Source organism: Paenibacillus pabuli NBRC 13638 (genome assembly GCF_001514495.1).
GTDB lineage: Bacteria > Bacillota > Bacilli > Paenibacillales > Paenibacillaceae > Paenibacillus > Paenibacillus pabuli.
In genome coordinates this window covers 1-22,102 of sequence record NZ_BCNM01000030.1, presented here as the reverse complement: position 1 = coordinate 22,102, position 22,102 = coordinate 1, and the positions used below count along the sequence as shown (strand labels likewise).

At 44.3% G+C, this 22,102-nt stretch carries 22 protein-coding genes; 6 read left to right on the top strand and 16 right to left on the bottom strand.

The window, feature by feature from the left end:
• Nucleotides 1-30: 30 nt before the first annotated feature.
• Nucleotides 31-909, bottom strand: a complete 879-nt coding sequence (locus PPA03S_RS28910) for a carbohydrate ABC transporter permease (RefSeq protein ID WP_062329109.1) — start codon at nt 907-909, stop codon at nt 31-33.
• A gap of 15 nt (nt 910-924) precedes the next feature.
• Entirely contained in the window at nt 925-1,809 is an 885-nt protein-coding gene (locus PPA03S_RS28905) for an ABC transporter permease (protein WP_245683762.1), read from the bottom strand.
• 212 nt (nt 1,810-2,021) lie between these two features.
• Between PPA03S_RS28905 and PPA03S_RS28900 the strand changes: the two genes are divergently transcribed.
• Nucleotides 2,022-3,731 (top strand): sensor histidine kinase, encoded by a 1,710-nt coding sequence (locus PPA03S_RS28900; RefSeq protein ID WP_062329104.1) that lies wholly within the window; start codon nt 2,022-2,024, stop codon nt 3,729-3,731.
• 10 nt (nt 3,732-3,741) lie between these two features.
• A complete protein-coding gene (locus PPA03S_RS28895) occupies nt 3,742-5,382 on the top strand; it encodes a response regulator (RefSeq protein ID WP_062329101.1) in 1,641 nt (546 codons plus the stop codon).
• A gap of 98 nt (nt 5,383-5,480) precedes the next feature.
• Here PPA03S_RS28895 and PPA03S_RS28890 read toward each other — a convergent pair whose 3' ends face one another.
• From PPA03S_RS28890 to PPA03S_RS28860, 7 genes are all read right to left on the bottom strand, one after another.
• On the bottom strand, nt 5,481-7,169 hold the full coding sequence (locus tag PPA03S_RS28890) for an extracellular solute-binding protein (protein WP_062329087.1): 1,689 nt from the start codon (nt 7,167-7,169) through the stop codon (nt 5,481-5,483).
• A 180-nt stretch (nt 7,170-7,349) separates the two neighbouring features.
• Nucleotides 7,350-8,063: a beta-glucanase gene (gene bglS / locus PPA03S_RS28885; RefSeq protein ID WP_062329084.1), complete on the bottom strand. Its 714-nt coding sequence runs from the start codon at nt 8,061-8,063 to the stop codon at nt 7,350-7,352.
• 215 nt (nt 8,064-8,278) lie between these two features.
• Nucleotides 8,279-9,739, bottom strand: a complete 1,461-nt coding sequence (locus PPA03S_RS28880; protein ID WP_062329082.1) for a serine hydrolase domain-containing protein — start codon at nt 9,737-9,739, stop codon at nt 8,279-8,281.
• Nucleotides 9,740-9,790: 51 nt separating this feature from the next.
• Nucleotides 9,791-10,885, bottom strand: coding sequence for a HAMP domain-containing sensor histidine kinase (locus tag PPA03S_RS28875; protein WP_062329080.1), 1,095 nt, complete (start codon nt 10,883-10,885; stop codon nt 9,791-9,793).
• Nucleotides 10,870-11,544 carry a response regulator transcription factor gene (locus PPA03S_RS28870; protein WP_062329077.1) on the bottom strand — a complete coding sequence of 225 codons (675 nt, stop codon included), beginning with the start codon at nt 11,542-11,544 and terminating at the stop codon, nt 10,870-10,872. Before PPA03S_RS28870 ends, PPA03S_RS28875 begins: the two co-directional genes overlap by 16 nt.
• Nucleotides 11,545-11,682: 138 nt before the next feature.
• Nucleotides 11,683-12,177, bottom strand: coding sequence for a DUF3600 domain-containing protein (locus tag PPA03S_RS28865; RefSeq protein WP_062329075.1), 495 nt, complete (start codon nt 12,175-12,177; stop codon nt 11,683-11,685).
• Nucleotides 12,167-12,733: a sigma-70 family RNA polymerase sigma factor gene (locus PPA03S_RS28860; protein ID WP_062329071.1), complete on the bottom strand. Its 567-nt coding sequence runs from the start codon at nt 12,731-12,733 to the stop codon at nt 12,167-12,169. The genes PPA03S_RS28865 and PPA03S_RS28860 overlap by 11 nt, the downstream gene beginning before the upstream one ends.
• A gap of 133 nt (nt 12,734-12,866) precedes the next feature.
• On the opposite strand from PPA03S_RS28860, the gene PPA03S_RS28855 reads away from it, so the two are divergent.
• Nucleotides 12,867-13,337 carry a ferritin family protein gene (locus PPA03S_RS28855; RefSeq protein ID WP_062329069.1) on the top strand — a complete coding sequence of 157 codons (471 nt, stop codon included), beginning with the start codon at nt 12,867-12,869 and terminating at the stop codon, nt 13,335-13,337.
• A 142-nt stretch (nt 13,338-13,479) separates the two neighbouring features.
• Here PPA03S_RS28855 and PPA03S_RS28850 read toward each other — a convergent pair whose 3' ends face one another.
• The 7 genes from PPA03S_RS28850 to PPA03S_RS28820 form a co-directional block, all read right to left on the bottom strand.
• A complete protein-coding gene (locus PPA03S_RS28850; RefSeq protein WP_062329068.1) occupies nt 13,480-14,190 on the bottom strand; it encodes a DUF421 domain-containing protein in 711 nt (236 codons plus the stop codon).
• Nucleotides 14,191-14,290: 100 nt separating this feature from the next.
• Complete coding sequence (locus tag PPA03S_RS28845; protein ID WP_062329065.1) at nt 14,291-14,863, bottom strand: sugar O-acetyltransferase; 573 nt, start codon at nt 14,861-14,863, stop codon at nt 14,291-14,293.
• A gap of 52 nt (nt 14,864-14,915) precedes the next feature.
• Nucleotides 14,916-15,947 (bottom strand): ROK family protein, encoded by a 1,032-nt coding sequence (locus tag PPA03S_RS28840; protein ID WP_062329061.1) that lies wholly within the window; start codon nt 15,945-15,947, stop codon nt 14,916-14,918.
• Between the two features lie 199 nt (nt 15,948-16,146).
• Nucleotides 16,147-17,271: an N-methyl-L-tryptophan oxidase gene (gene solA, locus PPA03S_RS28835; protein WP_062329059.1), complete on the bottom strand. Its 1,125-nt coding sequence runs from the start codon at nt 17,269-17,271 to the stop codon at nt 16,147-16,149.
• 59 nt (nt 17,272-17,330) lie between these two features.
• Nucleotides 17,331-18,077: a type I methionyl aminopeptidase gene (map, locus tag PPA03S_RS28830; protein WP_062329056.1), complete on the bottom strand. Its 747-nt coding sequence runs from the start codon at nt 18,075-18,077 to the stop codon at nt 17,331-17,333.
• Nucleotides 18,078-18,103: 26 nt separating this feature from the next.
• Nucleotides 18,104-18,817 (bottom strand): TetR/AcrR family transcriptional regulator, encoded by a 714-nt coding sequence (locus PPA03S_RS28825; RefSeq protein WP_062329053.1) that lies wholly within the window; start codon nt 18,815-18,817, stop codon nt 18,104-18,106.
• A gap of 151 nt (nt 18,818-18,968) precedes the next feature.
• Nucleotides 18,969-19,859 carry a LysR family transcriptional regulator gene (locus PPA03S_RS28820; protein WP_062329050.1) on the bottom strand — a complete coding sequence of 297 codons (891 nt, stop codon included), beginning with the start codon at nt 19,857-19,859 and terminating at the stop codon, nt 18,969-18,971.
• 128 nt (nt 19,860-19,987) lie between these two features.
• Between PPA03S_RS28820 and PPA03S_RS28815 the strand changes: the two genes are divergently transcribed.
• From PPA03S_RS28815 to PPA03S_RS33105, 3 genes are all read left to right on the top strand, one after another.
• Nucleotides 19,988-21,001: an alpha/beta fold hydrolase gene (locus tag PPA03S_RS28815; protein WP_062329047.1), complete on the top strand. Its 1,014-nt coding sequence runs from the start codon at nt 19,988-19,990 to the stop codon at nt 20,999-21,001.
• Nucleotides 21,002-21,228: 227 nt separating this feature from the next.
• Nucleotides 21,229-21,528, top strand: a complete 300-nt coding sequence (locus tag PPA03S_RS28810) for an IS3 family transposase (RefSeq protein WP_062329236.1) — start codon at nt 21,229-21,231, stop codon at nt 21,526-21,528.
• On the top strand, nt 21,525-22,102 hold a 578-nt coding region (locus PPA03S_RS33105; RefSeq protein WP_062329234.1), incomplete at its 3' end, for an IS3 family transposase. The genes PPA03S_RS28810 and PPA03S_RS33105, both read left to right, overlap by 4 nt.

The window sequence follows — 22,102 nt, the reverse complement described above, 5'->3', positions numbered from 1 at the left end:
CCTCAGCTCTGTTGATAGTGTCTTGCTGTTCTACTCTTTAACTGCCCCAATAACGATTCCTTTGACAAAAAAGCGCTGCAGAAATGGATAGACAAGCAGGATCGGAAGTGCACCGATAAAAATCTGTGCTGCGCGTACCGTTCGCTGCGAGATATTCTCCAACATGGAAGGGTCCACATTGATTTTGCTTAGATCCTGCTGAACAATGATCGTCTGGAGCAGGGAAGCAAGTGGGTAATTTTTAATATCAGACATATAGATCATGCCGTCGAACCAGGAATTCCATTGAAATACCATGGTAAACAAGGAAAGCGTAGCGATTGCTGGAAGTGATAATGGAACGTAAACCAGAATCAATGTTTTGATATGGCCTGCTCCATCCAAATAGGCGGCTTCTTCAAGCTCTTTGGGCAATCCCCGGAAGAAATTCATCATGAGTATGACGTTCCATACCGACAGGGCTCCCGGCAGAATAAGCGCCCAGATCGTATTCATTAAACCCAGCTTCTGGATCAGAATATAACTCGGAATCAATCCACCGCTGAACAATATGGTAAATACAAAGAACCAGGTGTACAATGAACGCCCTTTGAAACTGATATCTTCTTTTGACAATGGAAAAGCGGTGATCAGCATGATGACCATACCAACGACGGTAGCAATTACAGTCCGCTTGACAGATACGAGAAGGGAGTTAATAAAGTTTGAATTTCCGAACGTTTTCACATAAGCGTCGGTTGTAAAGCCAATGGGCCAGAAGCTGACCAGATTGGAGGACGCTGGCGCCATACTGCTGAATGAAACGGCTAGTATATGAATGATAGGCAAAATGCAGAGCAATGATAAAATGCCAAGAAACGTGTAGTTAGCTATACTGAATATTCGATATCCTCTAGTTTTATAATACAAGCCCTTTTCTCCTCTCTAAAAAACTCGATAATTGGCCAGTTTGTAAGCCATTCTATACGATACGACAATCAAAATCGTAGCGACAACCGATTTAAACAATCCTACTGCTGTGGCAAAGCTCATTTTCCCGTTTAGAATCCCCAGTCGATATACAAAGGTATCAATGATGTCTCCTTTGTCATAAACGAGTGGATTATACAGGTTGAACACCTGATCAAAGCCGGCATTCAGAATATTGCCGATGGAAAGGGTCATAAGTACAATCGTAATTGGCATCAAGGCCGGAATCGTAATATGCAGTGTCTGCTTGAACCGATTGGCTCCATCCACTTCGGCCGCTTCGTAAAGCGCAGGATTGATCCCAGATAGTGAAGCCAAGAACACAATGGTTCCGAAACCAAACTCCTTCCAGACGTCACTGATAATGAGTGTGATCCGGAACCACGTTCCATCCCCTAGGAAGAAGATAGGTTCCCCTCCAAATGCAACGACCAGCTGGTTGACCATGCCCCCTTGAGGAGACAGAATGTCGAGCAAAATTCCGCCGAGGATAACCCAAGATAGAAAATGCGGCAGATATACAAGCGTTTGACTCACTCTTTTAAAAGCGACCAGACGTACTTCATTTAATAAAATGGCAAACAGGAACGGGGCGAGAAGCCCTGCAACAATTTTGAAAAAAGCAATGACCAGTGTATTCCAGATCACTTGACCTACATCAGGATATAAAAACAAATATTTAAAATTATCCCATCCTACCCATTTAGACTCTGTAAATCCAAGGTATGGCTTGAAATCCTGAAAAGCGATCACAATGCCACCCATCGGTATGTACTGAAACACCAGTGCCAGCAATACAGCCGGAATGAGCATCATATGCAAGGTCCAGTTCCTTTGCATGTTCCAGCGCTGCTTCACCCTGGCAGGACGCCGCTTGTGCGTCGTCTCTAAAGTATGTTCCTTCACCCCTACATCCCCCATGTCTATAAATTTGTATTTTACAAGTCATCGTGAACTTGTATATTAAAATTATAGCAATCGAAATTTGCAATCTATATCCTAATATTGCAACAACGATATCACTATTTTAATGAGATTGAGGAGGTTTCACTTTGCTCAGCCGTTTGAATGTATTTACCAAAATTACGTTGTTATTTGTGATGCTGCTTATTCTGGTGCTGTTCCTCTACACCTACTCGAACAGAGAAAGTGTGCGAGTGATTGAACATGAAATCCAGAATAACACCATGAATCATCTGTCCACATTTGCTGATTCTGTAGAATCCAATATTTACCAGTTGTCTCTCTACGGAATGTCGATCGGGCAGGATTCCAGCATTCAGGAATATCAGCGCCCGGACTATAAAGATATTCCTTATGAACGTGTCAAAGTGGGGAGCGCCATTCTGGAGAAGATGAATCTGTATAACGCAGCAAGCAAATGGCATTCGACCATTACCCTGTACTTCCCCCGAATGAAAAAAGTGATATCAACCGATTATTATGCTTACATTCCTTACAGGGATAATGAATTTACAGCACCGTTGTCTCAATCCTGGACCTATGCCGACAATCATTTTATCTGGCACACGACGGATCCGACGACAGCAATGAACAAGCCTGCAAAAGCGAAATTAATTACTAAAATCAGTTTTCCGGTTCACCATTTGGTATCTCTGCTCAATCAAAACAAACTAAATAACAAAGGTGATCCGTTCATGTTTCATCCGGATTATGGCTTAATCAGCAACAGCTCCGGAATGAATACCCTGAAAGATATCCAGTCCTCACTGAAAAATACGAAGTTGCTGGCTAATGGAGGGTTCACCACCACACTGAATCAAACAGAGTATTATGTCTCGTACATTCAATCCAAAAGCCTCGGCTGGTATTATGTGGATTATGTGCCGATGCAGCAAATCCTGGGACCGATTACAAGCAGTCGAAATCTCTTCTATGCGTCCATTGCTGTTCTGATTGTGATGAGCGTTCTAGTTCTGTATACACTCTATCGGAGTGTGCAGCTCCCTCTTCTCCAACTTGTGAGAGGAACAAATCGCTTATCCACCGGGGACTTTTCCGTTCGTCTGAATTACACGGCCCGCAATGAATTCAGCCTCCTGTTTGCCCGTTTTAACATCATGGCGCAGCGAATTCAAGAGCTGATTGAAAATGTATACGAGGAGAAATTAAGAAGTAGAGAAGCTACACTGAAACAGCTACAATCCCAGATCAATCCGCATTTCTTGTATAACTGCCTGTTTTATATTAAAAATATGGCGAGAATGAAAAATGAAAAAGCTGTAGTTGCCATGGCACTCAATCTGGGGGAATATTATCGGTACATAACCAGGTCTGAAAAAGATCTCGCAACCATTCGTGAAGAATTGACCATGGTCAAAAATTATCTGGAGATTCAGTCTCTCAGACTGGAGCGAATGCATTTTACAATTGACGTACCCCATGCTATTTTAGATAAAACAGTGCCCAGATTGACCCTTCAGCCCATCATTGAAAACGCTATAATTCATGGTCTTGAGCCCCGGTCCGAGGATGGCGAGATCAGGATCTATGCCGACTGCAAGGACGATGAGTATACCATTACCGTGGAAGACAGTGGACTTGGCATGTCTGACGAACAGTTGGATCAACTGAAATCGGATCTGCTTAAACCGCTCGACGAGGATATGGGCTGCGGCACATGGAATGTCCATCAGCGATTGTCCTTTATGTATGGTGAGGCAGCAGGACTGGTCTATGATCACTCTTCATTAGGTGGCGTTAAAGTCAATATCATATGGCACGAGAATACAGATAAGTAGGTGAACTACCTTGCTGCAATTATTGCTTGTGGATGATGAACGTTCAGTTGTAGAGACGCTAGCCGAAACGATTCCGTGGGAAAGCTGCGGGATCGGCTCCGTCCATGAAGCATTATCCGGAGCGGTGGCGCTCGAAATCATGGAAAATCACGACATTGACATTGTAATTACAGATATACGCATGCCCGAGATGTCAGGTATTGCACTTATTACAGCGATCCACGAAAGGTGGCCGCATGTGCAAACTATTCTGTTATCTGGTTACGCTGACTTTGAATATGCGAAGCAGGCGATTGCTCAGGAAAGTTTTGATTATTTGCTGAAGCCCGTTAGCGATGAAGATCTCATCGAATCGGTGCAGCGTGTCGTCAACCGAATCAAGGAAAAATGGGAAAATGCTGCTTCTTATCAAAGGGCCCTGCATGTCTTTCAGGATAATCTGCCATTGCTGAGATCCACCATGCTGCATGAGCTGCTGACAGGCAAAATCTATGATCAGAAGACGCTTGCAGAGAAGCTAGATCTGCTGGAGCTGCCCTATTCCGTCGGGGAGGATCTGGGCATGCTGGTCATTCGCATGGAGGAGCATTTATCCGAGATGGCACAAAGCGATCTTGCTTTGATGGAATATGCCATTTGCAATATTATTAGCGAAGTTATGCAGGGTCATTTTCATATTTGGCACACGCGGGATGTTCATGATTACATTGTTGTCCTGGTCACGATGAAGCCTGCAAGCAAGATGAGCCTTAAGAAGGACGAGAAGCCTCAAACGTTGCTTGAGCATTATGCCGCCCAGATTCAAACGAATGTGCAATCGTATTTGAAGGGTGCAATCTCCATTTCCGTGTCCAACTGGGGGAAATTCCCCTATGAAATAGAAGAGATTTATGAACGCGTGGTTATGTCTATGCGGAAACGGATGGGACAGACTCAGGGTCTGTTTGTGACAGCTTCAGATGAAACTGATATCCATCCTCTTCCTGCCATCAGATCCCTATACAAGCCGCCAACATTAATAAGCCTGTTGGAAGCAGGACGTTTTGAGGATGTTGAGCAAAAAATCGAAATTATTTTTGAGGAACTCCTGCATTCAGGCGAGCAGCATGATATCGCTGAGTCAACGATTGAGGTGTATTATGCATTGGCTGGTGCGTTTGCTTACATCATTCATAAAAACGGCAAGCAGATCTCTTCTGTACTGCCGATGGAAGCCTATCGCTACTTCCAGGCGCCCAACTACTCTACCACACAGCAGCTGCAGGAATGGTCCACCCGTACGCTCCATTACATACGCGATGACGCTGATCAAGAGCTGAAGGACAACCACAGCACCATTGTTCGCAGCGTTAAAAGTTTTGTGGATCTGCATTTGGCATCAGACGTATCTCTGCCTGCAATTGCCGACCATGTGCATCTGCATCCGGTATACTTGTCCAAGGTGTATAAAGCGGAGACCGGAGAAGCACTTACTGCCTATGTCTATCGATTAAGAATGGAAAAAGCAGCATATTATTTACGTACATCCACAACCAAAGTTTTTGAGATCGCCGAGCTGGTCGGTTACAACAATACTGCCTATTTCATCCGTGTATTCAAGAAATTCTATGATGTTACTCCACAAGAATACCGGGAAACTCTGCCTGTATAAATGTAATGGTTCAAATAAAGACATTGCAGGAGACTTTCTCCTGCAATGCCTTTTTGTAGTTGGAGCCGCAATACATCGTTTCAACAGCCCACCGTTGGTTATTTTCCGTTTTTCACGGATTGATACCATTCATTTACTTCTTTGGTGATTTGGTCCCCGCCAGAGGATTTCCATTTTTCTACAAATGAATCGAACGCATCTACAGAGGTTTTACCATAGATGATTTGGGAGAACGTATCCTTTTCCATCTTCGTTAAAATATCATTGTTCATTTGCATGGTCATTGTAGGTGCACCTGTAAACATCTGATTGAAAACGATATCCTTTTGATCCAGAACAATCTTGGCTGCATCAAGCATCGGTATCGGTACGCCAGATTTGATTTTTCTCTCGAAAGGCGTCGCTGGAGCTTCACCACTTGCGAGCTTTGCCAGCGTAGTCATGCTCAGACTTGGAATCCGCGCTCCGTCAAAGGTCAACGTGTATTTCTCGGGAGCAATACCGTCTGTAAGACTTGCATCGGTTGAAGGTTTTCCGTCTACTATGACCCAATCGTATCCTTCGGCAAATCCAAATTCGAACTCACCACCCTCTTGGGGGTTGGCAAAATGATCGAACAGTTCGTTCTGATAAGTGAAAAAGACTTCCGGATTCTTCATGTCCTTGTTGATGAGCACCACGCCATTTCCATTCGAGGTACCGTGTCTGCCTGCCTTACCGTCAGGACCGGAAGGGATCGGATAAGCCTTGTATTCCGCGTTCGGGTTGTTTTTCTTCACGTCCTCCAGCGGCCAAGACGGCATCCAGTGAGGGCCAACCACAATTCCTGCCTTACCGGCAGTGAATTCTTCGGCAGCCTTGGTCTCATCATATACGCCTGCTTCCTCCGGGATGTAGCCTTTGCCCATCCAGCTTTGCAGTCTTTCCAGCGCCTGTTTCGCTCCTGGTGTCACAGAGCCATATTCCAACGTTCCTTCTTTCGTCAGATTCCATTGGTTTGGCATCGTGCCATATGCACCAAAGACCCATCCAGCTTCAGACATCCATGTGTTCAGCCAGTTCTTGAAGCCGATGGTCAGTCCATACGTATCCTTTTTCCCGTTTCCATCCGGGTCCTGATTCGTAAACGTTTCCATGATTACTTCAAGCTCATCCAATGTTTGAGGTGCTTTCAGATTAAATTTCTTCAGCCAATCCTCACGAATCCACATTACAGGGTCACCGTTATAGGCATAATCCAGAATAGGAATACCAATTCGTTTGCCATCCTGCATATATGGATACCATACCGAAGGATCTTCATTCACGGCACTCTTCCATGTATCGCTCGCATACGTATCAAATAACTCGCCTGCATCCACAAACTTTCCGGATTCAATCAATTCACGCACCAGGTTGAATTCACCACGATACGAGATAATATCAGGCATCTCTGCATTGGATGCAAGAGACAGACGCAGCTTTGTCTCGAAGGCATTGTTGGTGGATGGAGATATCCACTGATTTTTCAGCTCGATTCCGAGCTTTTCCTTGGCCCATTTGGTATGAACGTTGTTATCCTGGTCCTCGCCTGGTTTGAATTTAACGTCTGGTCCCCAAGGCCGCAAGTAGCTAATTGTCACCGGGGGGTCATACTTCCCTTCTTTAAGCTCTAAAGCTTTCGCTGGAGTGGTCGGTTCCGCTTCTTTACTCCCTCCATTGCTGCTGCATCCACTCAGGAGCGCTGACAGGGACAATACACCTACCAATACCAGGCTGCCTATTCGTCTCTTTTTACTTGTGTCCAACTCAATTCCCCCATTCTATGTAATGTTGCTTACAGATTAATAATAATGAAGGAACGATATTTATGCCCATACTAATTTTGCAACATTTATTGCACTAATTTAGGATATTGGAAATTGAATACCTATATTAAATAAATGCAACTATGCGCTGTAACACACCAAAAGCAGCCGGGCTGCGTATTAATTGCTCGTATATTTAACCCAATCGTATTCTGCATACAAGGGATTCGCTCCGTTGTACGGACCTAACCAGCTATCTACCCCGGTTCCATTCCATACATTCATCATGATTTTACCAGGTGTCTTCGGAATATTGCTGGTTGCAGTATGCTTCAATACGCCATCAACGTACCACTTGATATGCCCTGCCTGCCAGTCGAAAGCATAGGTGTGAAACCCTTGCGATGCATCAAATCCGAGATTGATGATCTTCTCATGATTACCAACCCCGTTGGTATAATAATTAAACTGGACTTTGGTCGTGTCTTTTCCTAAAAATTCAATATCTATCTCATCCCATTGTGTGCCATGCGCAGGCCCGGTGTACGTAAAAAAGGAGGAAACAATGCCTGTGTTCTTGGCCGGTTTCATGCTGACTTCGTACAACCCATACCCGTAATTATTGGTGGAGCGGTACTCCCCGCAATCAAATTTGTTAAAAGCAGAACTGGTCAAGCCCAGCTTGAGTTTGCCATCACTTGTGAAATTCACATTGTTGGCCCTCCAGGTACAGTTGAACATTCCTCCGTTAGAGTAACCATCTGCCTTTTGCCAGGTACTTGCGTTGAAGTAACTTAACGGTTCCCAGAATACATACCCTGCGAAAGCGCTTACCGAAAAGAACAAAGAAACAATACCTGTGACCACCAATGTGTACCAAGACTTCCTTTTCATCATACACCTCCATGAATGATTCCAACCATGTAAGAGTTGAGGCAAGTGATCCGCCGGAGAACCGCTGAATCCACTTGCCATAACCTACTTGTATAGCGCTTACATGGTTGGTGTTTCCATTTTATATGGATGTGGACCGACTAACTATAGCAAACTTTAAAGAATGGATATTCATTTCTAAAGATTTTGTGCGGGTCAATCTGCATTGGATTACTTTACAAATGTTTTTTTGTATTCTGAATGTAGACATAATAATAGCAAGCCAAATGCACGAAATTCACGAGTGACCATACCATAAGCCATATGACGATTGAGGACAGGGTAGTCCAGATCCCGAACGCTGGCAGCACGCGTCCACCGCCGACGAACGTTACCAGCGGGGACAGCGACAATAAAAATAGAATCGGGATCAGCCTTCCGAAGGTTATCCGAATTAATGTTCTGATCTTTGGACGTTTATTCCTCCGAGGGATGCGGATATAGGCGACCATGCCCCATGCAAGCGTAGCGAGGATCAGCATAATCATGAAGGTTTCCAGATTGCGGCCGTTTAGAAAAGAGTTTTCTGGTTTCTCCCCTCTCATGATATCTGTAATTCCATCAATAAATGATGCGTAATTCACAAAAGCGTTTATACCCGAATTAAACATCAATGCAATGCCCATCTGCTCGTTCAAATAAACCACTTCTTCAGATTTGTAGGTCCAGAAAATGCCGCTGTGGGAGATCGTTCGGCCGCTGGACTCATTTTGGTTGGCAAGCCAGCCCATGCCGTACGGACCGATAGCTCCTGCTGCATGGTATTGTTTCATCAGCGCGGGGGAAACGAGTTGGCCATGAAGTTGGGCAAGCATCCATCGCGACATATCCTCTGCGGTTGAAACGATGCCGGCAGGGCCGTCTACGAACCAAAGTGGTTCGGATTGTCCTATGGCACGTCCCAAACTCAAGTAATGTCCTTGCGGTATCGTTTGGTTCTCATCCATTTGCTGTGTTGTACTGACACTGAAGGTATGGTTCATTCCCAGCGGTACAAATATATGTTTTTTCAGGTAATCCGAAAAGCGTTCTCCACTGACATTTTCCACGAGGTTCGCCAGCAGCACGTAATTGGGATTATGATAGCTGTAGGCAGTTCCAGGGGTATGGGCAAGTTGAACCTTGCTTAATAATGGGTTGACCTCATCCAAGCTTTGGAATTGCGGAGTCCTCGTCATATCGGGATTAACTTTGTCATTGAGGCCGCTGGTTTGATTCAATAAATGACGGACCGTGATCTCAAGAACACGGGGATCCTGTGGAGAAAGCTCAGGAAAATAGGATGCGTAAGCAGTATCCAGGGTGATCCGCCCCTTGTCCACCAGCTGCAGAACAGCCAATGCAGTAAAGGACTTGCTCAACGAAGCAATGGGAAAAAGGGTGCCGCCCGTGACCGTCTGCTCATCCGCGTATGTCCCGTAGCCTTTTGCGTAAAAGACTTCATCGTTTTTGGCAATTGCCAGTGAAGCAGCCTGGATGTGATTGGCCTGCATACACCGATTCATATATTCATCGATGTCTTGCAGGATTTCTGTCCTGTCTCGGACTTCATTGGCGAACACGGGGTTGGCCCACACGCTACATAACAATAATAAGCAGCTGATGGTGATATACATTCTTTTGTTCCGTTTTAACATGATAACACTCCTTGAATTCAAGATAAGGAAATGTTATCCGATCATTTTCAACTATTTATCAACTCGGGTTCCAATAGTTGCCGTCACACTTCCGCCGCCGTGAGTTCCGTTTGCGATCTGGAGATTGCCTTCATGTTTTTCGCAAAATACTTTGCAAACGTAAAGTCCCAACCCGCGATGTTCGGTCGCATCCCACACCTCGCCGCGGTAAAAAGGGAGTATAGCTTTATTTAGGGCTTCGGGCGAGAAACCCGGACCGTCGTCTGAGACGGTAATCTTCATGGTACCCTCCTGAATGACATAGTGAACATTCACTTGACTGGCTGCGTATCTCACCCCATTAGCTGCCATATTCTCGAAAATCTGCATGACGAGATAGGGATCTACACGGATGGAGGCATTGTCATATTCCAAGGAAGAAACGAAGCGTATACCGAACTGCCTTGCGAGTTGTTGGGCACTGCCATTCAGCAAAGCCGTCAAAGAGATCGTGTCCATCGACTGGCGATTCAACGGGACATCCTCCAGCCTCTGAATGGAGTTCATGGCCTCCGCATAGCTCTCCAGACGCCGAATGTGAAGGTTCATGGTATGGATCAGGTCGAGCACCTTTTCTTCCGACAACTTCTTCTGGGGCAGATAAGTGGCGAGAAGCTCGGCGTTTCCTTTCAGCACTGACAATGGTGTTCTCAGGTCATGGGCAAAAATAGCATTGATCTGCTTGCGCTCCTCAACCGAACGCCAGAGCGTCTTTAGGTTGTTCTCCAATTGTGAGCGCATGTTCTCAAATGCCATGATCAGCTCGCCCATCTCGTCCCGGCCGTCATAGGAAATGTGGAAATCCAGATTATTGGCCGAAATGTTCTCGGATGCTTGTTTTAATAGCTCCAGCGGACGTTTTAGTTTCCATCTGTAAAATAGAATGGCCATGATGACAATGCCCGCGGCCACAGTTAGCAGCACCGCCGTAACAAGGGAAGGCAGTACCCAATCCGTCTCTCCGAAACGCAGCCGCAGACTCTCCGCCCAGGCAAATTCCAAAGTTATGACGCCCAGCACGACCATGAGCGTGACCACGCAAAGCAGAATAAAAGATTGCAGTAAGGTAAACCGCTTGAGCAGCAGCCTATTCATGAGCTTGGCCATTTGTAGCCGACTCCCCAAACGGTCTCGATTCGATTATCACAGCTGTATTCCTTTAATTTGGAGCGAATACGACGGATATGCTCCGCGATCACGCTGCTGTCGCCTTGATTGTCCATGCCCCAAATCGTTTCGTACATGCGTTCTTTTTCAAACACCATGCCGGGATGCATGGACAGCAATTCGATAATGTCGAACTCTTTTTTAGCCAGAGGAATTCGCCTTTCCCGGTAGTAGAGCTCCCGTGCCGTATAGTCAATAACCAAATCGTCGCTAAACTTCACCGAGGATTTGCTTTGGATTCGCTGTTCCCTGCGCATATGCGCTTCAACCCTGGCCCCCAGTTCGAGAATGCTGAAAGGTTTCAGGATATAGTCATCGCCTCCGGCTCGAAATCCGGCAATTTTATCGGCATCTTCGATTCGAGCTGTTAAAAATAAGATCGGGCACGTGACAAACTCCCGGATGTTCTCGCACAATTGAAGACCGTTCTGTTCAGGCATGTTGATATCCAGCAAAATGAGATCAGGCTGCTGTTCGACTTTCCTTAGGGCTTCCCGGCTGTCCTTGGCCGTCATGACGAAATATCCGTTAATTTCAAAATAATCGGTCAGAAGCTTGCGGAGATCTGCTTCATCGTCCACAATCAATATTTTAGGCATGCTTAGTCTCCTGTATCTCAAGTATTTGAATTAAGCATAGCACAAAGAGCACGATGTTATGGATAGCAAAAATCTTATCCAGACAAAAAAAATACCAGTTTAAAAACTGGTAAAGTAAAGGTGAATATAGGCTTCCTTTTAATTGCTGTTAATTTTCTCAAAGTACGGTGCCAGCTTGGAGGCGAGCTGCTCAAACTGCTGTTGTTCTTCTTGAGTCAGCTTCTCCTCATGTTTGACTCCTTTTTCATCAGTGATCTTAAGCTTTAGCTGCACCACCTGCTTGGTTAGTTCCATATACTCCTTGAATTCGTCTTCTGTGAGCTTGCCTTTGGCTGCTTGAAGCATACCTTCAATCTCTTGATAATCTTCCTGGGTCCCACCGTGCTGTTCAATGGTCGTAGAAGAACCAAAAATATCATCAGCCAGATAGGACGCAGCGAATGCGGCAGACGGAATCAGGATTGCTACTGCGGCAATACCTGCGATCATGCGTTTTTTCATAGATAATCTACCTCTCTTATCATTCACATAATGTTGATAGGACTGTTGGACGCGTCCATACAACTCGGGTGGGCAGTGCATCGAATCCGCCACCTGACGGAGCTCTTCACGCAACTCCTTGTCAATGGACATACGCGTCTCCTCCCGTCAATTCGAATCGTTTACGAAGTTCCTTCCGCGCCAGATGATGTCTGGATTTCACTGTGCCAACGGGAATCTGCAGCATGTCCGCAATTTCTTCCAGCGTATAGTCGTGAAAATAGCGCAGGATGATGACAACACGCAGTTTATAAGACAACTGGCGTACGAGGCTGAACAGCTCATGCTGCATTTCGGACTGCAGGACAGCTTTGTCCGTCCAGTCAAACTGTGGTTCACAAGTCATTTGGCGATTTCGTTCAAAGAGGCGCATTCGCCGCCAGGTCTTTCGTTTCCAATCCTGGACAAGACGGACAGTGATCCCATGCAACCATAACCGAAACGGCCGATTCGGGTCGTAGTTGTGAAATGACCGCCACATGCGCATGTAAACCTCATTCACAATATCCTCAATTTCCTGTTTGTTGTAGACGAGAAAAGCAACTGTACGATAGACGTCTTGGTGTGTCACCTGATAGACAAGCTGAAAAGCCGACTCGTCGCCCTGCACCGCTTTTTCAAGCCACGGAATTAACTCTTTATCATTCATAAGGGCCCCTCCTGAACGTGTTACAATCCTTAATTCGCTCCCGTGGAGAAAAAGGTTCAGTAAGAAGTATAAGTAACGCTTATAGGCACGTGCGCATATATTGGCCTAAGATTTAACTTGGAGGTTTGTATATATGTATTTAGCTTGTCCCTATTGCTTCAGATCCCCCTTCACGCCTATTTGGGCCATTTCTACAATCGAAGCCATCGAAATGATGAAGGAGGCGGTTCAAGGAGAACGGAACGATGAACTGTTTTACGACTCTCTAATCAAGCTTGCCCCAAATGCGAATCAAGCCAAAATTATTGAAGGAATTAGAAACGATGAACGTGAGCACAACAAAATGTTTCGACAAATGTATACGGATCTCACAGGACAACAAATTATGGAATCGAATATTGAAAAAACTGAGCCAGTTGAATCTTATCGTATGGGATTACAAAAAGCTTTTCAAGGTGAATTAGCCGCGGTAGAGAAGTACAGAAGTATTTGGTTTGGACTTCCACATGGCATATACAAAGATACCCTCTGGGGAATTATTATCGATGAACAAAAACACGCAGATAAGTATAATAATTTATTAATTTACAACATATCAAGATGAAATCTGGAATTTCGGAATTTTATGAATAAAAGAATAGTCCTGACTAGATAAAAAGGAGCAGTTTTAAACTGCTCCAATGACTGCACGCCGGCAAATCATATACATTTTTAATGTCTCATTGAATCGAATTACTAACGCTAAATTATTCTACATCAATAGGATGTTTTAATTTGTCATTATAATAATCAATATATAGCCTGCCATCACTTCCCTTAACTGCATAGAAGACGTCTCTTATTTGTTTCTGATTCGACTTAAGTTGTTTTAACAAAAGTTCCTCTGAAACATTATTCAACGTTAGATTTTCATTTAAAAGTACTCCGTCCATGATCAATTCTATCGGCATTTGTTCTTTTCCACTTCCACCTTTATGGATATCCTGAAATGTAACATTTCTATAGTTCTTTTTTTTCAACACCGAAACTTGTCCACTTACCTCAAGTAATGCATACTCCACCTCGTTAATATTAAAAACGCCTTTTTGCCTTAGGACCTGATTAAGAGAATCTAATGTCAATTTGTTCTTTGTCAGATTTTTTTCGAGAATTTTTCCTCCTTCGATCAGAACTGTAGGAGAACCTTCCGCCAACAAACGCAACTTTCTACTTTTAATATTGAGCTTTGATAAAAGGTAAGACGTCCCAGTAAAAACAACAAGCGATATAATAAGATGTGTCACTTCCATTTTTTCATTAAAAGCTAAATTTGCCGCTATTGCCCCCATAATTACAGCTGTTACGAACTCATGAAAATTCATATTGGATAAAGTCTGCTTTCCTAAAATTCTTGCAATAACGAGCAGAAGTAAAAAAGCTGCAATGCTCCTCATTAAAATGATCAACCGATCATCCAAGCTAACACATCCATTCAACAATAGTTAACTTTAGTATGATCAGAAAATTTATGGATATTCTTTTCAAAAGGATCTTTCGGATGGTTTCGTGCTTAACGCTTTAAACCGTATGAGTTTCTTCGATTTGTTTAATTACTCTCGCCGGGTTGCCACCAACTACCATGTTGTCTGGAACGTCCTTAGTTACAACTGCTCCAGAGGCAATGACAACATTATTACCAATTGTAACACCTGGATTGATAATAGCTCGGCCACCGATCCATACATTATTACCGATGTTTACTGGCTTTCCATATTCGGGTCCTTTATTTCTTTCCGTTGCATCAAGAGGATGTGTAGCAGTGTATATATGAACACCTGGGCCGAACATACAATTATTACCGATTCGAACTTCACATACATCCAGTATTGTGCAATCAAAGTTAGTATAAAAGTGTTCGCCCACATGAATGTTATAACCGTAGTCGAATCGAATATTAGGTTCCATTCCTAAGTGTTCTCCGGTAGATCCGAGCAATTTTCTAAGTATGTCTACTCTCTGTTCATCATCCGTTTCAGTGGTCTGATTATACATTCGTGTCATTTGTCTGGCATATGCCCGATCACGTGTAAGTTCTGGGTCCCAAGCCTTATACAATTCTCCATCCATCATTTTTTGCTTTTCTGTTTTCATAGTTGTTTTTATCCTTTCGAAATGGTTTGTGTTAAACGGTCAAAGGAAAGCGTCATCTCCTCTTCTCTACTAGCTGCAGCGAATAAGAAAGACTTTCCAGTGTCATTTTAATTAATCCACACATGTAATCCTCATCTGGATTATCCAGTAATATTAAATGGGGCATATGTAACTCTGGAATATACTTCAGACATTCATTACGGATCAGCTCAACATCTCCAGGTTTCATTAAATCACCTGTCAAGGCAATCGTTTCCGGGTTCATCACAGCAATCAAACTCGAAACTGCACGGGCAGCTAAAGAATGGAACGTGTTTCGATTATGGAGCTGCCTATACTGCTCAGCATGAGACAACCCAAAAGGGAGAAAGGCGACCTCTCCGGCAAAATGAGAATTCCCCCTGTGAATGTGTCCATCAATCATGATCCCTGCCCCCGGTAAAGAACCTTCAATAAATGTCGTAACGATAAGGGACTTCCTCTCATGGTATCCCCGTCTCTGATAAAGTCCATAGACGGTTAGGTTCATGTCATTATCCAGAATAACCTCAACCTTATGCTTTTCTTGAATGGGAGCGACTAAATTGACATGAATTAGATTCGGAATATCACAGGAATTAATCACGCCTTGATGAACTGCACCTGGAACACCAATTCCCAATGCCCGAATACGAGGATATTTCAGTATAAGTCTGTCAGTTAACTCATAAATCAATTCCTCATTCATATGTTCGACTTCCTGATAGCCTTCTTCTATTGATTCCCCAGCCAGATTCACGACACTGAACGTTAGGGAATGAACTGTTACTCCAGCCTTGACCATGATGCAGGCGATATTCGCAAAGTTCACGTTATACATGTACATTTGCGCAGGTCTGCCTCCATTTGATTCCTCCAAATCCAACTCAATGAGTTCACCCGTGCTAAGGAGTTCATAGAGTATATTACGACATGTGGCTAGACTTAAACCTGTTGCCTCTGCTACCATGGATTTGGTTCCCTGCCTCATATTTCTCAGCGCTTCTCGTACCAATTCCTGGTTCATTCTTTTGACACGCATGGTATTGTTAATGATAGGTTCCATTATTTTCACCTCCACCCACTTTTGATAACACTTTCATTAAGTATTAACATAATGTATATCCCTTTTGTTGTCTACACTTTTGTGTTCATGCGATCACAAGTGGCAAGTTCCAAGACCTCTCTATTGATATTTGATTCATAACAAATGTCACCACAAAAACTCCTCAACATGCGTTGAGAAGTTTCTTGAGCATCTTTTATTAAAACCGATGGAGTGAAAAAGGAGAAATGTTATGTTCCGTTTTCCCAGATATTATTAACTCACTTAAAATTTGCCCAACTACACTGCTGAATTTAAAGCCATGTCCTGAGAAACCTGATGCAATGGCAACGTTTGAATAGTTAGGGTGTGTGTCGATAATGAAATCTTCATCAGGAGTCAGTGTATACATACAGGTTTTACCGTACTTCAATTGTTGTGTAGAAGGCATATAGCGATGTAAAAATTGTTTTAAATCGATCGTGTCTTGCTCCAGTTCATCAAATCCCAAGATCGGCTCATCTGGATTGATTGTATTTCCTCCATCATGTCGGCCTACCTTTAATCCGGAACCATCGATGCTAGGAAAACCATAATAAATCCCTTCAGAAGTCTCAAATGAAAAGGCTGGAAATTTGTTGTGGTTATATAAATCTTTATTGTCATCAAACCAGGCAAATGTTTTTCTTACTGGATTTAGAGGAAGATTTAGATCCAACATGGAAAGAAGACTTCCTGACCAGGCTCCTGCTGAAACCACTAACGCATCAGCACTATACGTATGATCATCGGTCTTGATGGTAACTCTTTTATCATGAACCTTTATTTCTTTTACTTTACTATTGGTTATGATGGTAGCGCCGTTTCGTACTGCAAGTTCTCGATAGGCCTCAATGCATTCTTCACATTTCAGAACTCCTGATGTTGGTTCGAAGCACCCAATGTAATTGTTCGGTAATGTGATTCCCGGCCAACGCTTATTCACTTCCATTGAATCTAAAATCTCAAGGGGCAATGAATAGGTTTTTGAACTTGAGATCATATTTTGGATAAAATCCGTTTTCTCGTAACCCACGTTTAGAACTCCGGTTGGGAGGAATAATTGTTTTCCCGTCATTTTCTCTAAGTCATTCCATAATTCTTGAGCCTTGAGCGCCAACGGAACATAATTTTCTCCTTCTCCATACGCGTGCCGAATAATTCTCGTCTCTCCGTGGTGACTCCCTTTGTTATGGGGCGGGTCAAAGGAATCTACTAATAACGTGTTTTTCCCGCTTTTGGATAAAAAATAGCCTGCCGCCATCCCCATCGAACCAGCTCCAATGACAATTACGTCATAATGCATTGTATCTCCCCCCTCCTTTATCGTCATCTCGAATTACGGACTTCGTTCGTCTCTTTTCTCTACTGGGCTGTTAAAATCAGCGGTCCGTCCTGCGTGATTGCGATCGTATGCTCATATTGCGCCGACCATTTACCATCAGCTGTTCTCGCCGTCCATTGATCATCGTCAATCATGATGCGGAACGTACCTTCATTGATCATCGGTTCAATCGTGAACACCATGCCTTCCTTTAACCGAATGCCTTTACCGGCTACGCCGATATGCTCGTAGTTCGGCTCCTCGTGCAGGCTCCGCCCGATCCCATGCGCCAGCAGATCACGCACGACCGAGAACCCGTTCGCTTCCGCATGCTGTTGAATCGCCGATGTTATGTCGCCGAGCCGGCCACCGGGCAGCGCCTGGGCGATCCCCAGATCCAAGCATTCTTTTGCCACCTTCATTAATTTTTGCGCTTCCGGCCGAACATTGCCCACCGCATAACTCATGCACGAATCGCCAAACCAGCCGCCATATTCCACGACGATGTCGATCTTCACCAAGTCACCGTCCATAATTGCCCGGTTCGACGGAATGCCGTGGGCCACCACATCATTGACCGAAATGCAGGTTTCAGCCGGGAAACCTTTATAGCCTTTCGTAAACTGCTTGCCGCCCAGCTTGGTAATGTGTCTGGCAACAAAGTCATTGATCTCCTGTGTGGTGATCCCAGGCTTGATCAGTTTGGTCACCTCACGGTAACAGTCCGCAACGATTTGGCTCGCCGGCTTCATCTCTTCGATTTCCCTAGGTGATTTTAAAATGATCATCTTTGATTTGTTCACTCCCTATCCATTTATAATTTTAAAAATAGAACAATATCCCGGGCTTCCTCATGGAGCTTTCCACGGCGAAGCGAAAGCGAGGCGCAGCCGACCAAGGCAGCCAGCAGCATTTCCGCGCGCTGCAGTCGATACAGCAACTCTGCCGCGTTTCCGTTGGAAGTTGCCGCCCCGTCCACCGCAGACCCGGCTTCCAGCAGCGTGGCAAACGGCACGATCACCTCCCGATGAAAGGCGGCCGAGAGTGCGGTCGAGCGAGCTTCAGGCAGCGAAGTAAAGCCCTCCATGGCCAGCTTATACAGTAGGTATAGGGCGTGATCCTCCGCCCACAGCTGCAGTAGCCGGACTGCGGTGGCAGTGGGGCCAAGATCTGCGCCATCAGCCTTTTCATGGCTTCTGCTTCGGGAATCCGTGTCAGTCGAATTCCCGGAATTCAACGTTGAACCGAAATGCCCGTCCGTAGGAGCCTTTTCCGAAGCCAAAGCACGCAGTAGCTCCAACCAACCCGAGGCCCGCTCCAACGCGTCCCACAGCAAATCGTGCAGCAAATCGCCCTTATTGCTGTAATAATGGTATACCGTACCATAGCCGAGACCCGCCTGTGTGGCTACATCGCGGATTTCCAGTAAAGGCCCCTTGTTCAAAAACACATCGGCAGCGGCTCTGCGGATTTGTGCCAGACGCCGCAGCCGGATCTCTTCGTTTTGTTCCTTGGTGCGTGGAGTCATCTTATCTATTCACCTCTTTTTTTTGACCTGCTGTAATGTCAATATAAAACATTGGCTTGCAAATAACAACCCATGACAGAACAACATGTTCTTGTTTTTAAATATATGGTAAATCTAATTCAAACTCTTTTAGATACATATGACCCTCACCTTAAATTACTATTAACTCACTCTTTGCGATCTCGATGAAAGCAGCCATAGATGGAGAAATCCATTTCTCACGATGCCAGAGCATTTGTGCTGAAAAGGATACATCCGATAAATCCCAAGGTAAAGCAACGAGCCGGCCCGCTCTCAAGTCTTCCTTTAAAGCCATCTCAGGCAACACGGCAATCCCGAGGCCAGCGACAACGCATTGTTTAATGGCTTCTACACTGTGAAACTCCAGTTCTGTCAAAGCATCGGCGCCTTTTTTCAATAAGGACTGATGAAATGGAGTGCGATAAGAACAGTTCTTTTCGGTCAACAAAAAATGCTGTCTGTGAAAGTCATCAATGACCAATGAGGATCGAGCTGCCAACAGATGATCTGGGGAAACGACCATATGAAAGGACTCCTTTTTCAAAAGCTCTGAATGAAAGTCTTTGCCTCCAGCAAATTCATCCAATACAAAAATGACATCCACATGCCCTTCTCTCAGACTAGATTTAAGCTCTTGGCCGGACAAGGGACGGAACAATAGGCGCACCCCAGGATAGTCCTCCCGGAAACGTTTGAACAGGGAAGGTAGAAGGTATGCGCAAAGAACTTCATCTGCCCCGATCACAACCGTTCCTTTGTTTTCCCCATGTTGGCTGGATACATACTTCGCTTCCTCTACATCGTTCAAGATTTTCGTAGCATAAGGTAAGAATTGTTGTCCTGCATCCGTTAACACGACCTTTTTGCCTAATCGATCCAGCAATTTCACGCCCAGCTCATCCTCCAGAGATTTGATTTGCATCGTTATGGTAGACGGTACATAGCTCGATAGTTCAGCAGTTCGACTAAAGCTGCAGGTAGAAGCAAGAGTGCAAAAGGTTTTTAGTTGTCGTATTTCCATATATCAAGCACCTCTCCGTTCAAAAAAATTGAATGTTATATTCAAAAACGTTTCGTTGATTTGATGATATGCGTATTGTAGAGTGAAAACAAGTTAGTACTAATTTTATTTTGAAGGAGCATACATCAATGAACGATTATGAAACATATCCTCTTGGAGATATAAGGCTTCAATCGGGTCAGCAACTCCCGCAAGCATTTATGGCATACAAGACCTATGGTACCTTAAATGCCGCTAAGGACAATGTTATTGTTTATCCAACTTGGTTTGCTGGTCTTCATACAGATAATGAATGGTTAATTGGAGAGGACAAGGCACTAGATCCCAATCGGTATTTTATCATTGTGCCAAATATGCTGGGTAACGGATTATCGTCCTCTCCCAGTAATACACCCGCACCTTTTGATAAGTCCAATTTCCCTCTCATCTCGATGTATGACAATGTGCGTTTGCAACATCAACTACTGACTCAAAAATTCGGTATCCGTAAAATCAAGCTTGTCGTAGGGTGGTCTTTGGGAGCTATGCAAGTTTTTCAATGGGGAACGAGTTACCCTGAAATGGTCGAACGTATTGCACCCTTTGGCGGAACGGCGAAAACCAGGCCCCTCGCACAACTGGTATTCCAGGGCATGATTACAGCATTACAAACCGATTCAAAATGGAATAGAGGATTTTACAAGCATCAACCTGTTGAAGGTCTCGCAGCGATGGGAAGAGTTTATGCCCCTTGGGGATTTTCCAATTCATATTACTTGGAGAAATTGTATCGATCCGAGGGATACAACACATTAAAAGATTATGTGGAAGAATACTGGGATCAAGTGTTTTTGTCTTTTGACGCGAATGACTTGATTGCTATGTTACGTACAGGCATAAATGGAGACATTAGCGATAATCCCATGGACCGCTGCAACTTCGAACAGGCATTAGGTAAAATTTCCTCTCCTGCACTCGTTATGCCGGGATCAAGTGATTTGTTTTTCACTCCAGAGGATAGCGCGTATGACGTTCAACATATGCCGAATGCTATTTTTCAACCGATAGAATCCAAATGGGGACACTGTTTTGGAATCGGAGCAAACGAAACGGATTCACTTCTTATCGATCGTCATCTTAAGCGATTGTTAGAGTTAGAATAATTAAATAAGGCTTTTTAAACATTTTGGATTGATATCCTTCACGCAACTGTTTAGATATTCATCTAATATGTTATGGGTATAAGTTCTTGTTCTCGGCTGGCTCGGGACAAGAACTTGTACCCATATACAAAAAGCCGCTAAATTGGTATTATCCCCTTTTAGTAGACAAGAGAAAAAAGACATCTGTTAAGATGGACTTAATCTTGCCAAACGAAGGGGATTTTTTCATGGCTAAAAAAGGACAAACTTTCCGGCGGTACTCCTTGGAATTGAAATTGGAGGCGGTACGGCTTGTCAACGAGGAACATATGAGTATACGTGAAGTGGCGAAACATTTGGATATTCAAAATAAATCTCAGGTACAAGTATGGGCAGCGAAAACGAAACAGGGAATAAGTCTAGAACCTGCTGCATCTAAACGAGGACGCCTTAGAACAAAGTTTTCCAGTATGGAAGAAGAGATGGCATACTTGCGGGCGGAGATTGAATACTTAAAAAAGCAGTATCCAAATCTACACAAGGAGTGACGAGTAAAGCTGCCAGATTTCAAATCATAGAGGACCTGCGAGCACGCCATGATCTGGCTTGGCTCTTGAAGTTAGCTGCGGTTTCCCGTTCGGGCTATTATAAGTGGAGAAAAAGTAGACAGGCGACAAGTGAACGTAGACAAAAAGAACATGAATTGGAATCGCATCTGCTTGCCATTCATCGTGTTCATCCCTACTTTGGTTACCTTCGAATGACGGTGGCTTTACGGAGAGAAGGCCTGAGAGTTAACCACAAAAAGGTGTATCGTTTAATGAAACAATTAGGGATCTGTTCTGTTATTCGAAAGAAGCGTCGATTCTTTGGGAAACAAGCTTCTGTAGTGAATCCAAATCGACTTGAGCGCCAGTTTCAAGCGAGTTCACCACGAACTAAACTGGTTACAGACATCACCTATATTCGCGCTGGAGAACAGTTTGTGTACCTGTCTGTCATTCAGGATTTGTATAATAACGAGATTGTGGCTTGGCATCTTTCCGAACGAAATGACCTTGCTTTGGTTCATGAAACGCTGGATAGACTCTGTCAGCACACGGATCTGAGTGGCGTAATCCT